This window comes from Microbacterium sp. SLBN-154, from assembly GCF_006715565.1.
Lineage (GTDB): Bacteria > Actinomycetota > Actinomycetes > Actinomycetales > Microbacteriaceae > Microbacterium.
Genome location: NZ_VFNL01000001.1, coordinates 2492056 through 2505340, shown reverse-complemented (window position 1 = coordinate 2505340; position 13285 = coordinate 2492056). Strand labels below are relative to the sequence as shown.

General features: G+C 70.7%; 14 protein-coding genes. 4 read left to right on the top strand and 10 right to left on the bottom strand.

Annotated elements, in window-relative coordinates:
- Positions 1–29: 29 nt before the first annotated feature.
- Genes FBY40_RS12135 through FBY40_RS12125 form a run of 3 tightly spaced genes read right to left on the bottom strand, consistent with a single transcriptional unit; the run spans position 30 to position 3003 of the window.
- Positions 30–1187 carry an Mrp/NBP35 family ATP-binding protein gene (locus FBY40_RS12135; RefSeq protein WP_235014849.1) on the bottom strand — a complete coding sequence of 386 codons (1158 nt, stop codon included), beginning with the start codon at positions 1185–1187 and terminating at the stop codon, positions 30–32.
- Positions 1184–1711, bottom strand: a complete 528-nt coding sequence (locus FBY40_RS12130; RefSeq protein ID WP_141939006.1) for a DUF1003 domain-containing protein — start codon at positions 1709–1711, stop codon at positions 1184–1186. Before FBY40_RS12130 ends, FBY40_RS12135 begins: the two co-directional genes overlap by 4 nt.
- Positions 1711–3003: a magnesium transporter MgtE N-terminal domain-containing protein gene (locus FBY40_RS12125; protein WP_141939004.1), complete on the bottom strand. Its 1293-nt coding sequence runs from the start codon at positions 3001–3003 to the stop codon at positions 1711–1713. The genes FBY40_RS12130 and FBY40_RS12125 overlap by 1 nt, the downstream gene beginning before the upstream one ends.
- Positions 3004–3038: 35 nt before the next feature.
- Between FBY40_RS12125 and FBY40_RS12120 the strand changes: the two genes are divergently transcribed.
- A complete protein-coding gene (locus FBY40_RS12120) occupies positions 3039–3731 on the top strand; it encodes a general stress protein (protein WP_141939002.1) in 693 nt (230 codons plus the stop codon).
- A complete protein-coding gene (locus tag FBY40_RS12115) occupies positions 3728–4423 on the top strand; it encodes an alpha/beta hydrolase family protein (RefSeq protein ID WP_200829984.1) in 696 nt (231 codons plus the stop codon). The genes FBY40_RS12120 and FBY40_RS12115 overlap by 4 nt, the downstream gene beginning before the upstream one ends.
- Here FBY40_RS12115 and FBY40_RS12110 read toward each other — a convergent pair.
- The 3 genes from FBY40_RS12110 to FBY40_RS12100 are packed head-to-tail and all read right to left on the bottom strand — an operon-like array spanning position 4405 to position 8713.
- Positions 4405–6225, bottom strand: coding sequence for a gamma-glutamyltransferase family protein (locus FBY40_RS12110; protein ID WP_141940167.1), 1821 nt, complete (start codon positions 6223–6225; stop codon positions 4405–4407). The two genes, FBY40_RS12115 and FBY40_RS12110, sit on opposite strands and share 19 nt — an antisense overlap.
- A complete protein-coding gene (locus tag FBY40_RS12105) occupies positions 6222–7634 on the bottom strand; it encodes an aminopeptidase P family protein (RefSeq protein ID WP_141939001.1) in 1413 nt (470 codons plus the stop codon). Before FBY40_RS12105 ends, FBY40_RS12110 begins: the two co-directional genes overlap by 4 nt.
- 56 nt (positions 7635–7690) lie before the next feature.
- Complete coding sequence (locus FBY40_RS12100) at positions 7691–8713, bottom strand: endonuclease/exonuclease/phosphatase family protein (RefSeq protein WP_141938999.1); 1023 nt, start codon at positions 8711–8713, stop codon at positions 7691–7693.
- Between the two features lie 96 nt (positions 8714–8809).
- On the opposite strand from FBY40_RS12100, the gene FBY40_RS12095 reads away from it, so the two are divergent.
- Entirely contained in the window at positions 8810–9670 is an 861-nt protein-coding gene (locus FBY40_RS12095) for a PHP domain-containing protein (RefSeq protein ID WP_141938997.1), read from the top strand.
- Positions 9671–9697: 27 nt separating this feature from the next.
- Here FBY40_RS12095 and FBY40_RS12090 read toward each other — a convergent pair whose 3' ends face one another.
- The gene (locus FBY40_RS12090; protein WP_235015102.1) at positions 9698–10105 is read right to left on the bottom strand and encodes an SHOCT domain-containing protein; all 408 of its coding nucleotides are present in this window, start codon (positions 10103–10105) and stop codon (positions 9698–9700) included.
- A 107-nt stretch (positions 10106–10212) separates the two neighbouring features.
- Positions 10213–11676 carry a DEAD/DEAH box helicase gene (locus tag FBY40_RS12085; protein WP_141938993.1) on the bottom strand — a complete coding sequence of 488 codons (1464 nt, stop codon included), beginning with the start codon at positions 11674–11676 and terminating at the stop codon, positions 10213–10215.
- Between the two features lie 189 nt (positions 11677–11865).
- Here FBY40_RS12085 and FBY40_RS12080 point away from each other — a divergent pair, with 189 nt between their 5' ends.
- A complete protein-coding gene (locus FBY40_RS12080) occupies positions 11866–12582 on the top strand; it encodes a ferritin-like fold-containing protein (protein WP_141938991.1) in 717 nt (238 codons plus the stop codon).
- A 36-nt stretch (positions 12583–12618) separates the two neighbouring features.
- On the opposite strand, the gene FBY40_RS12075 is transcribed toward FBY40_RS12080, so the two are convergent.
- Both FBY40_RS12075 and FBY40_RS12070 read right to left on the bottom strand, forming a co-directional pair.
- Complete coding sequence (locus FBY40_RS12075) at positions 12619–12909, bottom strand: hypothetical protein (protein WP_141938989.1); 291 nt, start codon at positions 12907–12909, stop codon at positions 12619–12621.
- A 10-nt stretch (positions 12910–12919) separates the two neighbouring features.
- Positions 12920–13144, bottom strand: coding sequence for a DUF3107 domain-containing protein (locus FBY40_RS12070; protein ID WP_124293535.1), 225 nt, complete (start codon positions 13142–13144; stop codon positions 12920–12922).
- Between the last annotated feature and the right edge of the window lie 141 nt (positions 13145–13285).

Sequence of the window (13285 nt, the reverse complement as noted above, 5' to 3'; positions counted from 1 at the left end):
CGCCCGCGTGGCTGCGAGCCCGATCGGGCTCAGCGGGTGCGGAGGGGCAGTGCGCGGCCCGACAACCCTCGCGGGGAGCGGGCCAGCCGCGCGGCGAGGGCGCGCACCGCTTGCGCGGCCGGGTCGTCCGGATGAGCGAGGACGACGGGCGTCCCGGCGTCACCGTCTGCGCGGAGAGCAGGACTCAGCGGGATCGAGGCGAGGAGGTCGACCTTCTCGTCAGGCGTCGACAGGGCACGGGCGACCGCTTCTCCCCCTCCGGCCCCGAAGATGTCGAGCGTCGTTCCGTCGGGAAGCGTCATCGGCGCCATGGTCTCGACCACGCCCACGACGCGCTGACCGGTCTGCCGGGCGACCAATCCGCTGCGTACGGCGACATCGGCGGCTGCCGACTGCGGGGTGGTGGTCACTAGGACCTCCGCGTCGGGGAGGAGCTGGCCGACCGAGATGGCGATGTCACCGGTCCCCGGCGGCATGTCCAGCAGCAGGATGTCGATGTCGCCGAACCACACGTCGGTGAGGAACTGCTGCACCGTGCGATGAAGCATCGGCCCGCGCCACGCGACCGCGCCGAGCGGGGAGTCCTCGGGCCCGCGACGCAGGAACATCCCGATCGAGACGACCTTCACGCCGTGCGCGATCGGGGGGATCATGAGGTCGTCGATCCGGGTGGGCTGGGGGACCGATCCGTCTTCCGAGACCAAGCCCAGCAGTCCCGGGATCGAGAAGCCGTGGACGTCGGCGTCGACGAGGCCCACCGACAGACCGGATGCCGCAAGGGCGACGGCGAGGTTGGCGGTGAGCGTCGACTTGCCGACGCCCCCCTTGCCGCTCGTGACCGCGATGACCCGGGTGAGGGAGCCGGGCCCGAACGGCATCTCACGACGCGCGCGCCCTCCCCGGAGGCGCTCGGTGAGCGCTGCCCGCTCATCGGCGGTCATGACGCCGAGGGTGACGTCGACGTCGCGGATACCGGGGACGGATGCCGCGGCGCGGCGCACGTCGGCTTCGATGCGGTCCGAGGCGGGGCACCCGACGATCGTCAGGGCGATGGCGATGTGGGCGGTGCCGTGATCGGTGCGGACGTCCTTGACCATCTGGAGTTCGGAGAGCGGGCGTCGGAGTTCGGGATCGGTCACCGCGCCGACGGCGGCGGCGACGGCCGAGGTCAACGCGGCGTCGCTCACGGCCGCTCGCCGGGGGTGTCGCGTCGCTGGTCCAGATCCTCCAGCAGCGCCCGCAGCTCGCTGCGGAGGGTGTCCTTCGTGACCACCTCGTCGGAGAAATCGCGCAGCGTCATCCGCAGCGCGACGATCTCGCGGGCGAGGTACTCGGTGTCGGCGAGGTTGCGCTCGGCGCGCTGACGATCCTGCTCGATCTGCACCCGGTCGCGGTCGTCCTGTCGGTTCTGCGCGAGCAGGATCAGAGGCGCGGCGTACGACGCCTGCAGCGAGAGGACGAGGGTCAGGGCGGTGAACCCGAACTCCGCGGAGTCGAAGCGCAGCCAGATCGGCATCAGCGTGTTCCAGGCGATCCAGCTGACGCAGAAGAGCGTCAGGCCGAGCAGGAACACCGGCGTGCCCATGTTGCGGGCGATCCACTCGGTGAAGCGCCCGAATCGGTCGCGGGAGGGCTGAGGCGTGCGGCTGAGGACCCCGGACCGTCCCCGCGGGGCGTCCAGCGACACGGCGCCGCGGTTGCCGCGCGCCATCAGCGCCGCCCCGTCGGGCGCGCCGCCGGGGCGGCGGTGAACGGAGGTCGGGCGCTGTCATCGCCGTCGTGCGAGCGCCAGTCCTCCGGGAGGAGGTAGTCCAGCACGTCGTCGACGCTGACGGCGCCGACGAGCCGGTGCGCCCGATCCACGACCGGCAGCGAGACGAGGTTGTAGCTGGCCAGCATACGCGCGACCTCGGCGGCCGATGCGGTCACCGGGACGGGATCGAGGGTGTCGTCGATGATGGTGCCGAGTCGTTCGTGGGGCGGATAGCGCAGCATCCGTTGGAAATGCACGGTTCCCAGCAGGCGGCCCGTCGGCGTCTCATAGGGCGGCAGGGTGACGAAGACCGCCGCGGCGAGGGCCGGATGCAGCTCGTGACGCCGGATGAGGGCGAGGGCCTCGGCGACGGTCGCGTCGGCGGAAAGCACGATGGGCTCACTGGTCATGAGTCCGCCCGCGGAGTCGGGGAGGTACTTCAGCAGTTCGCGGACGTCCTCGGCCTCCTCGGGTTCCATCAGCTCGAGGAGCTCCTCCAGACGCTCCTCGGGCAGTTGCCCCAGGAGGTCGGCGGCGTCGTCGGGCTCCATGTTGTCGAGGATGTGCGCGGCGCGCTCGTCGCCGAGCTGCTCGAGGATGTGGACCTGATCGTCCTCGGGCATCTCCTCCAGCGCGTCGGCGAGGCGCTCATCCGAGAGCTCCTCGGCGACCTCGAGCAGCCGGTCGTCAGGAAGGTCGAGGAGGGTGTTGGCCAGATCGGCGGGCTTCAGCTCGGAATAGGTCGCCACGAGCTGTTCGGCAGACTGCGCGCCGGGAGTGTGATCCTCGCGGACCTCGGCCCACGAGGCGAACGTGGTCGGCCCCTTGGCGAATGGCGAGGCGCTCGTCTTGGGCTTGCGGAGGAACAGCTGTCCGACATCCCATTCGCCGAGCCGATTGCGTTCGATCGCGACATCCTCGATCACGGCGTGGCCCGAGCCGTCGCGGAAGTACACCTTCCGGCCCAGCATCTCCGACATGACACGCACCTCACCGCCGCGCTGCTGGAACTTGCGGACGTTGATCAGTCCGGTCGTGATCACCTGCCCGGTGGCGATGGAGGTGACCCGGTTGATCGAGAGGAACACGTTCCGCCGCCCCGGGATCTCCACCACGAGGCCGATGACGCGGGGCGGGTCGTCTTTTCGGTAGATCACCACGACATCGCGTACCTTACCGAGACGATCGCCGGTGGGGTCGAAGACGGAGCACCCCGCCAGCCGCGCGACGAAAACCCTCTGCGTGCTCACGGGTCAAGCGTAGTCGCGCGTGGGAGGATGATGAGATGAGCATGATGGGTGGAGGGCGTCTGCCGCAGGGTTTGGGGGAACCGGGTCAGGCCATCGCGAGCTTCCCGACGTACGAAGCCGCTCAGAAGGCCGTCTCGACCCTGATCGCGGCGGAGATCCCCGCGCGCGACATCGCGATCGTCGGCCACGACCTGCGCTCGGTCGAACGCGTCACCGGGCGGCTGGGATACGCCGAGGCGGCGCGGTCGGGCGCCATCAACGGTCTGCTGCTGGGCATGCTGTTCTCCGCCATCCTCGTCCTCGGGTCTCCCTCCGTCCCGATCCAGGCTTTCGTCGGCGTGCTCTTCGTCGGCATCGCCATCGGCATGCTCCTGAGCCTCATCACCTATTCGCTGGTTCGCCGCCGGCGGGATTTCGCCTCGGTGATGCAGGTGGTCGCCGAACGCTACGACGTCACCGTCAGCGCGTCCGACGTCGCGAAGGCGCGCGGTGTGCTGGGTCCTCGTGCCCACGCGCCCGCGCCGGCTGCCGAACCGGTCGTCCCGGTCGACGCGCCCCCGGCAACCTCCGCGGCTCCGACCCGGCCGGGGGACGGCGAGACGGCGGATGCCGGGTCGGGCCCCGCGACGCCCGCTGATGCCGAGCCGCCCCGTTACGGCGAACGGGTGGCGCCTCCCGTGTCGTCGGGACGCGACGCGGACGAGGGCTCAGCGTACGAGCCGAGATGACGCCCACGCGCGCCGAACGCATCGAGGTCGAGCTTCCGCGCGGCGCCGTCGACGTGTCGGCCTTCGTGACGTTCCCCGAGGCGGCCTGGGGCGGAGTCGCGCTGGCTCATGGAGCGGGGGCGGGGCCCGATCATCCCTTCCTCGTCGGCGTCGCCGACGCTCTGGCGCGTCAGGGCCTGGGCGTGGTGCGCTTCGCCTTCCCCTACCGTGAAGCCGGGCGTCGCCTGCCGGGTCCGGTCGCGCATGCGACGGCGACCTGGTCCGCGGCGATGGCGGCTCTCACGACCTGGTGCCCGGCGGTCCCGGTCGTCGCCGCGGGGAAGTCGTACGGCGGCCGGATGGCGTCGCTGGCTGCCGCGGCCGGGACGATCCGACCCGCCGCCCTGGTCTACCTGGGCTACCCGCTCCACCCGCCCGGGGAACCGGAGAAGGAGCGCGCCGGCCACCTTCCCGACATCTCATCGCCTCAGCTGTTCCTGGCGGGCACCCGCGACCCCTTCGTCCAACCCGCCGATGCGTTGGAGCGGGTCGTCGCCGGATGCCGCGATGCGACCCTGGCCTGGGTTCCCGGGGGTGATCACTCCTTCGAGATCGCCGGGCGTCGGCGTCCCGCGCAGGCGATCGGCGGCGAGCTCGGAGACGCGATCGCGACGTGGCTGCGACAGCGGTCGCCTCAGCGCCCGGCGGCGTAACCCTGCATGCCCCGGGGGTTGGCGGCGGCCCACAGCAGAGTCGCGTCCGAGGTGTCCGACGTCTCGCGGCCGACGGCCGAGACACGACCGAGCGACCAGTCCCCGGCGCGGGTGACGACGTGACCGCGCCGCTCGAGACCGCCGATCACCGCGTCGCCGAGTCGATCCTCCACCACCGCCCCGGCGGGCGTCCACGTGCGGGGCCAGAACGATTCGGGCAGCGCGGTGGAGTGCAGCGCGGGGGCGTCGATGGCCTCCTGTGCGCGATAGCCGCCGACGATCATGCGCAGCAGGGCGAGCAGCTGCCACTGGTCCTGCTGGTCGCCGCCCGGTGAGCCCATGGCGAACCACGGTCGCCCGTCGCGGAGTGTCAGTGTGGGTGTCAGAGTGGTCCGGGGACGCCGACCCGGCTCGAGCGAGGAGGGGTGGCCCGGTTCGAGCCAGGTCATCTGCAGCCGCGTGCCCAGGCAGAAGCCGAGTGCGGGGATCGTGGGGGAGGACTGCAGCCATCCGCCCGAGGGCGTCACCGAGATGATGTTGCCCCAGCGGTCGGCGACGTCGATGTGACAGGTGTCGCCCCGGGTCTGACCACGACGGTCGACAGTGGGCTCACCGGTCCCTGCGCCGCCGGCGCGGTTGTAGGCGGTCCGCAGTGGCGGTGTCCACGGTTCGGCCCCGCCCAGACGCCCGGGCCGGAAGGTCGTGGCCGCCTCCTCGCCGATGAGATCCCGACGCGCGGCGAGATAATCCTCGTCGAAAAGACCGGTGATCGCGTCGGCGTCGGACGCGTCTCCGAACCACGCTTCGCGGTCGGCGAAGGCGAGCTTCTGGGCCTCCAAGATAGTGTGCGCACCGCGCTCGGCGGAGGGGTCGAGCCGGTCGTCGGCGAAAGGCTCGAGGAGCGCCAGCGTCTGCACGAGCGCCGGACCCTGCGTCCACGCACCCGCCTTGGCGATCGTCACACCGCGGAAGTCACGGGTGAGGGCCGGCTCGTATCCCGCCTCGAAGGCTGCGAAGTCGGATGCCTCGATGACGGCGGCGTGCATCCCCCCGCCGGAATGCCGGTGGGGCGTGCGCAGGAAGGTCGCGGCCTCGTCGGCGACGAACCCTTCGCGCCATTCGCGGCGCGCGGCGTCGATACGCGCCGACCGACCGACCGCACCCTCGTCGCGCTCGGGGCCCGCGGCGCGCACGAGACCCTCGAGCACCGACGCGTAGGCCGGATTGCGCACGACCACTCCCGCGCGCGGGGGCTCGCCTCCCGGCATCCACAGGTCGGCCGAACTCGTCCAGTCGTCACGGAAGAGGTCGGCGACCCGAGCGATCGTGGCGGCGGCCTGGGCGATCAGCGGGTGTCCGTCGCGGGCGTAGCCGATCGCATAGGAGAGCACCTCGGACAGCTCCCATGTGCCCTGGTCGCGCAGCAGGACGAGCCAGGCGTCGACCGCTCCCGGGACCGCGGCGGCCAGGCCACCCGCCCCGGGCACGAGATCGAGTCCTTCCGCGGTGTAGTGGGCGATGCTGGCGCGCGCCGGCGCCGGACCCTGTCCCATCAGCACGACGGGCGTCGGATCTTCGGCGGTGGCGAAGACGCCGACCAGATCACCGCCGGGTCCGTTCAGGTGCGGTTCGACCACGTGCAGCACGAACGCGCCGGCCACCGCCGCGTCGAACGCGTTGCCGCCGCGCTCGAGAACGGACTGTGCCGATGCCGTGGCGATCCAGTGCGTGGAGGCCGCCATCCCGAAGGTTCCTGCAAGCGTCGGCCGGGTGGTGAACGGGGCGGGAGGAGTGAAGGTCACAGCGCGGTCGGAGCGGTCGAGGCGTGTCGGGCGATCCACTCCTCGACCTCGTCCGCGGTCCGCGGGATCGAGGCCGACAGGTTCTCGGGGCCGTCGGCGGTCATGAGGACGTCGTCCTCGATGCGGACGCCGATGCCTCGGTACTCCTCCGGAACGGTGAGGTCGTCGATCTGGAAGTACAGACCCGGCTCGATCGTGAAGACCATCCCCGGTTCGAGGATGCCGTCGTAGTACATCTCCCGGCGCGCCTGGGCGCAATCGTGCACGTCGATCCCGAGGTGGTGGCTGGTGCCGTGCACCATGTACCGGCGGTGCTGCCCGCCGCGATCGGCGTCGAGAGCCTCCTCGGCGGTCACCGGGAGAAGGCCCCACTCGGCCGTGCGCTGCGCGATCACTTTCATCGCCGCTTCGTGGACGGAGCGGAACGTCACCCCGGGGCGTGCCGCCGCGAACGCGGCGTCGGCGGCTTCCCGGACGGTCTCGTACACCCGCCGCTGAACATCGGTGAATCGTCCGCTGACCGGGATCGTGCGGGTGATGTCGGCGGTGTAGAGGCTGTCGACCTCGACCCCGGCGTCGATGAGGATGAGGTCTCCCGGGGCGACCGTTCCGTCGTTGCGGGTCCAGTGCAGGTAGCAGGCGTGAGGACCCGACGCCGCGATCGTGTCGTAGCCCTCGCCGTTCCCGTCCGTGCGTGCTCGCAGGTGGAAGACCCCCTCGACCACGCGCTCTCCGCGCGGATGCGCGAGGACGCGGGGGAGCTCGGCCACGATGTCGTCGAAACCGCGGGCGGTCGCCGCCACCGCCAGCCGCATCTGCTCGACCTCGAAGGCATCCTTGACCAGGCGGAGCTCCGAGACCGCACGGGTCAGCTCGGCGTCGACATCGAGCAGCAGGTCTTCGTCGGCCGTCACGAAGTCGTCCACGTGGCGGGTCTCGAGGCCCAGATCCGCGGCGACGCCGGCCAGAGCGGGCCGCGGTCCGATCCAGAACTCGCCGATCGACGCGTCGGCGTAGAACTCCGGTGTCGTGCGGTCGGCACGTTCGCGGAAGTACAGAGTGGCGCTGTGGCCGCCCTCGGGAAGCGGATCCATCACCAGCACCGCACCCGGCTCGGAGTCCGAGCCCCAACCGGTCAGGTGGGAGAACGCCGAGTGGGCGCGGAAGGGGAAATCGGTGTCGTTGCTGCGCTGCTTCATCTCCCCCGCGGGGATCACCAGGCGACGGCCGGGGAAGGCTGCCGACAGTCGCTCGCGCCGCGCCGCGGCGTACTGCGCCTGAGGGCGCTGCGGCGGGAGGGAGTCGGGCCGCTCGGCCCACCCCGAGGAGATGCTGTCGAGGAAGCCCTGGGGGAAGGGCTGACGGCGATTGGTGGTCGTGTTCGGGGAGGTGTCGCCGGAGGTGCTCATCACTCCAGTGTCGCACTCCGCCGCGGCATCCGATCGGGAATCATCCGGTCCGCGATTCAGCCTGCGGGGTCGAGCTGCACGATCAGGGGACGGTGGTCGCTGCCGGAGTCGTCCATGGTGCGAAGCACCACGGATGCCGTCGGCGTCCACTGCGGGGAGACCATGACGTGGTCGATGCTCGTTCCCAGCAGCGCCGGCACCGAGGTGGACCACGTTCCCACCGAGCCGTTGCCGGTGCGACTGGCGACGTCACGGCACCGCCCCATGTCACCCCCGTCCACGCCCAGCCCGCCCATGTGATCGAGGGTGGCGTTGAAATCGCCCGCCATGATGACGTTCTGATCCGCGCATTGATCGGCCAACCACTGCAGGTCGGTGCGCCACTGGTCCATGTACTCCTGGCGGGGCGCCACGGCGTGCGCGGCGACGACGATGGGCCCCTCGCCGTCGACAGGCATCGCCACCGCGCTCGGCAGCGTGGAAGTGTTCGTCGTGCCGTTGACCGACGATTCGATCACGCTGTAGTCGCCGAGCTCGGGAGTGATGAGGAGGGTGGTGGAGTGCGCGTCCCACCCCTCGCCGGGGAAGTACTCGGTGTGGTGCGCCCACATCGGATGCCCGAGCTCCCGCATCGCGATCGCGACCTGCTCGCCGGTCTCGATGGTCGTCTCGGGAAGGGTGACGACGTCGGCATCCATCGCCACGGCGACCCGCGCGATGCTCTCCGCCGTCGTCGCCTCGCCGGCGGTGTTCCACGTCATGACCCGGATGCTGCCCTCTCCCTTCTCCGGGAGGGTCTGGGTGCCGATGCCGCGGCCGAGCACGGTGGTGAGACTCACCGCCGATGCCGCGACGCAGATGAGGGCGAGGCTCAGCGCGAGGGCGCGCATCGGCCGGATGATCGCGACGAGGAGGAAGAGGATCGCCGCAGCGGCGAACACCGCGACGAGGAGGGGGCGGAAGGAGACGATCTGGGCTACGGGGAAGGTGCGTTCGAGGCGGAAGAACGACGGCCACGTCAGGACGGCGGCCACGATCGCCGCCACCGCGGCAAGCAGGATCCCGACCAGGCGAAGCACATCGCGACACTATGCGACGAGTCTGAAAGATCCGTCTGCCCGGCGCCGGTGGCGCCGAGGCGGCCGGTGGCGTGCGGCCGGCGGTAGCGTGGGAGGATGCACCCCTCACGCGGACCCCAGGGCCCGGGGGATCTGCACCTGCACTCCGTCTACTCCGACGGCACCGAGACGCCCGCTCACGTGATGGCCGCCGCTCACCGGCACGGCATGCAGACGGCGGCGCTGACAGACCACGACACCACGGCGGGCTGGAGCGAGGCCGCCGACGCCGCATCGGCGCTGGGGCTGACGTTCTTGCCCGGGATGGAACTGTCGGCGAAGTATCAGTGGCGGAGCGTCCACATCCTGGCCTACCTCTTCGATCCGGAGGACGCGCAGCTGCGTGTCCTCACCGATCGCATCCGCTCCTCGCGCATGGACCGCGCGCAGGAGATGGCCGAGCGCATCAGCGCCGACTTCGATCTGGACTGGAGCGACATCCTCGCCCAGACCGCAGACGGGGCCACGGTGGGGCGGCCGCACATCGCCGACGCCCTCATCGCCCGCGGCTACGTGCGCGACCGCACCGAGGCCTTCTCGCGCATCCTGCACCCCGGAGGCGATTACTACGTCGCGCTCTACGCGCCCGATCCGGTCACCGCCGTCGAGCGGATCACCGGGGCGGGCGGCGTGGCCGTGGTGGCACACCCGGCCGGGCGCGGCATGCTGCCGCACGGAGTGATGCAGCGGATGCTCGACGCGGGCCTGGCGGGCCTGGAGCTGCGGCATCGGGAGAACATCGCCGATCAGGTCCGCCAGCTGCGCCGCATCGTGGATGAACGCGATCTCATCGTGACCGGCTCCAGCGACTACCACGGGCAGGGCAAGCCGAACGTCCCGGGCGAGAACAGCACCGAGACGGTGATGATCGAGAGGATCATCGCGCTCGGGAGAGGGAGCAGCCCCGTCCTGGGCTGACCAGGACGGCGCGGTGCTCCTCTGCGGTCAGGAGATGACGCGGGCCTTCAGGCGCTCGTACTCCTCGGGCGTGATGGTCCCGGCATCCAGCAGGGCCTTCGCCTTGGCGATCTCATCGGCCGGGCTCGGGTGAGCGGAGGTGCCGGCCACGGACTTGATGTACTCGTCCTGCGCCTTCTGCATGGCGCGAACCTGAGCCGCGCTGCGCTCGGCCATGCCGCCACCGCATGCGATCAGATAGACGAGGGCCGTCAGGAAGGGCACGAAGATGAGGAAGAAGATCCAGATCGCCTTGGCCCACCCCTTCATCTTGTGGTCGCGGAAGAGGTCGCCGATGATCGCGAACAGCGCGAAGAGGTAGGCGATGAAGGCGAAGGCCCAGAGGAACCACCAGATCAGGTCCCAGAACGATCCCCAGAAGCCCTGGTACTCGATGACGTCGGTGAAGCGCACGGTCGTGCCTTTCTTAGCGAGGTGAGACGCCGCGTCCTGCGCCGTCACGCTCACCATATCGCTCGAGCGGACTGACCGTCGGGACGGTGTCAGCCGACCGTGGGTGCGCCGCCGGTGCGGGGAGCCCGGCGGCGCCGCCGGCGGCGTGCCGGGGCGGCGTTGCCGTCGTGGTGTTCCTTTCCGCCGCCGTCGTGCGTGCCCTGACCGGCGGGCTCGGCGGCGCTTTCCGCGCCGTGCTCGGCCGGGACGCTCGCGGCGTCGGGCGATGCCGTCGCGTCACCCCGCCGACGACGGCGGCGGGGCGCATCGGAGCGCCCGGACCGATCGGACGCGGCGCCGGAGGTCTTCGTCGTCTCGGCGCGCGGGGCGCTGGTGAGCCGACCGCGCACCCCGGCGGGGATGCCGAGATCCTCGAACAGATGGGGGCTGGAGGAGTAGGTCTCGAGGGGCTCGGGCTGACCGAACTCCAGCGCGCGGTTGATCAGCGCCCACTTGTGCAGGTCTTCCCAGTCCACGAAGGTGACGGCGATGCCGGTCTTGCCGGCGCGGCCGGTGCGCCCCGCACGGTGCAGGTAGGTCTTCTCGTCGTCGGGGATCGTGTGGTTGATGACGTGGGTGACGTCGTCGACGTCGATGCCGCGGGCAGCCACGTCCGTGGCGATGAGGATCTCCTTCTTGCCCGCCTTGAACGCCGCCATCGACCTCTCTCGGGCCTCCTGGCTCATGTCGCCGTGCACCGCCACCACCGAGAAGCCCCGGTCGCCGAGCTCGTCGACGAGCCGCTGCGCGGCGCGCTTGGTGCGCGTGAAGATCACGGTCTTGCCGCGCCCCTCCGCCTGCAGGATGCGGGCGATGACCTCGTCCTTGTCGAGCGAGTGCGCGCGATACACGAGGTGGTTGATGTTCGCCTGCGTCAGGCCCTCGTCGGGGTCGTTGGCCCGGATGTGGATCGGGTTCGACATGAATCGACGCGCGAGGGTCACGATCGGCCCGGGCATGGTGGCCGAGAACAGCTGGGTGTGACGCACGGCGGGGAGCTTCTGGAAGATCTTCTCGATGTCGGGGAGGAAGCCGAGATCGAGCATCTTGTCGGCTTCGTCGAGGACGACCTCGGTCGCGCCGGAGAGATCGAGGAGGCGCTGGCCGGCGAGGTCGATCAGGCGGCCCGGAGTCCCCACGACGATCTGCGCGCCCGCCTGGAGCTGCTCGATCTGGCCCTCGTAGGCCTTGCCGCCGTAGATCGCCACGACCGAGGTCGAGCGGTTCCGGGTGAGCATGTCGATGTCTTCGTAGACCTGCACCGCGAGCTCGCGGGTCGGGACCACGATCAGTGCCTTCACGCCCGGTGCGGGGTCGAGTCCCAGACGCTGGACGACCGGGATGCCGAAGCCGAAGGTCTTCCCGGTGCCGGTCTTGGCCTGCCCGATGATGTCCTGGCCGGGGAGGCCGAGGGGGATGGTCTGCTCCTGGATGGGGAAGGAATCGATGATGCCGCGCGCGGAGAGCGCATCGACGATGTCCTGATCCACGCCGAGTTCGGCGAAAGTCGTCACGATGTCATGCCTGTCTGTCGAAGGGGCCCGGATGGAGGCAGGCGGGCCGTGTGATGGATCCACGCCCTTCGTCGACCGCAGGCGCGGGGGTTCCGATCCGATGCCGGAACGCGTCCCAGGATACCCGGCGACGACCCGGAGGCCGCCGAGGGCCTTTCCGCGGCGAGCCGCGACGGTAAGGTGACCTGCGTGGTGAACTGGTTCTGGCGCAGGCAGCGTGGCACCGCTCGGACCCTGTCGTTGCGGTCGCGCGGAGATTTCGGCGACGCGCGGCGCGTGGATTTCGCCGAGCTGGCTCCCGACGTCAACACCTTCCTCGGGCAGGCGGCCTATCTGCAGCTCGGCTTCTTCGAGACCCTCTCCGAGCTGATCGCCATGACCCCCTCGCTGGCGGAGAAGGAATCGCTCTCGCGAGCGGCGGGCGCGGCGCTGACCAAGCACGAGGAGCTCGTGGCGCTGATCCGCGAGCGCGGCGAAGACCCCACCTCGCTCATGCTGCCGTTCCGGGAGCCGTTGGACGCGTTCCGCCGGGCCACGCACGGGGTCAGGCCCGAGGAGACGATGCTCTCGGTCCACATCACCGCCGGCATGCTCGACGACTTCTATCTCGCGCTCTCCGCAAGCTACGGAGAGACCGGTCGGCGGGTCGCGCGCATCCTCCGCGCCGACGACGACCGGCAGGCGATCGTCGATCTGGTCGTGCAGACGATCCAGAGCGACCCCGAATGGCGCTCTCTGCTGGCGATGTGGGGCCGGCGTCTGGTGGGCGACACCCTCTTGATCGCGCGCGCCGCCCTGCGTCCGCCGACACTCGCCGCCTCCGACGAGAAGCGGGTCGAACCGGTGTTCACGGCGCTGATGGCGGCCCACTCACGGCGCATGGAGGACACGGGCCTCGCCGCCTGAGCGAGCGCGGGACGGGCGCCGGCGTCCGGACGCCGCTCAGGCGATGCCGAGCCGCTCGCGCTCGCGCCGGTCGGCGGCGACGCGAGCGCGGGCGAGCAGGGCCACGACCGGAGCGGTCACGACCGCCGGGGCGACGAGGGCGCTCAGCCAGATCCACGGGTTGTCGATGCCCACGCCCGACCAGGTCAGCGCCGACCAGACGATCCCGGACGCTGCGGCGCCGATCACCGGCGCGAGCACCACTCCGCGGCTGTCGCGACCCTGCAGCAGGAAGTGGATCGAGATCCCGATCGCGGCGCCGGCGATGAAGGCCAGGAGGATCTGCACGTGCGAGTCCTCAGGCGACGAAACCGACGCGGCGGGACTCCTCGGTCCCGACCTCGATGTAGGCCAGTGCGGCGGTGGGGACGATGTAGGTGTTGCCCTTGTTGTCGGCGAAGCTCACGTGGGTCGCGCCGGCATCGAGCGCGGCTGCCACCGACGCCTTCACGTCCGCCGCCGACTCGCTCGTTTCGAAGTTGAGCTCGCGGCCGGTGTTCGCGATACCGATACGGATCTCCACGTGTCTGCCTTCCTCTCGCGCTCGGACCTCGATGCGCATGGCAACTCTACGACACCGGCTGAGGGGGAGAGGGCGGTCGGGCACGCTCTGGGCGAACGCCCCGTCGGTGTGGTGACACGGGGGTTGTCGGAGCCTCGGGTT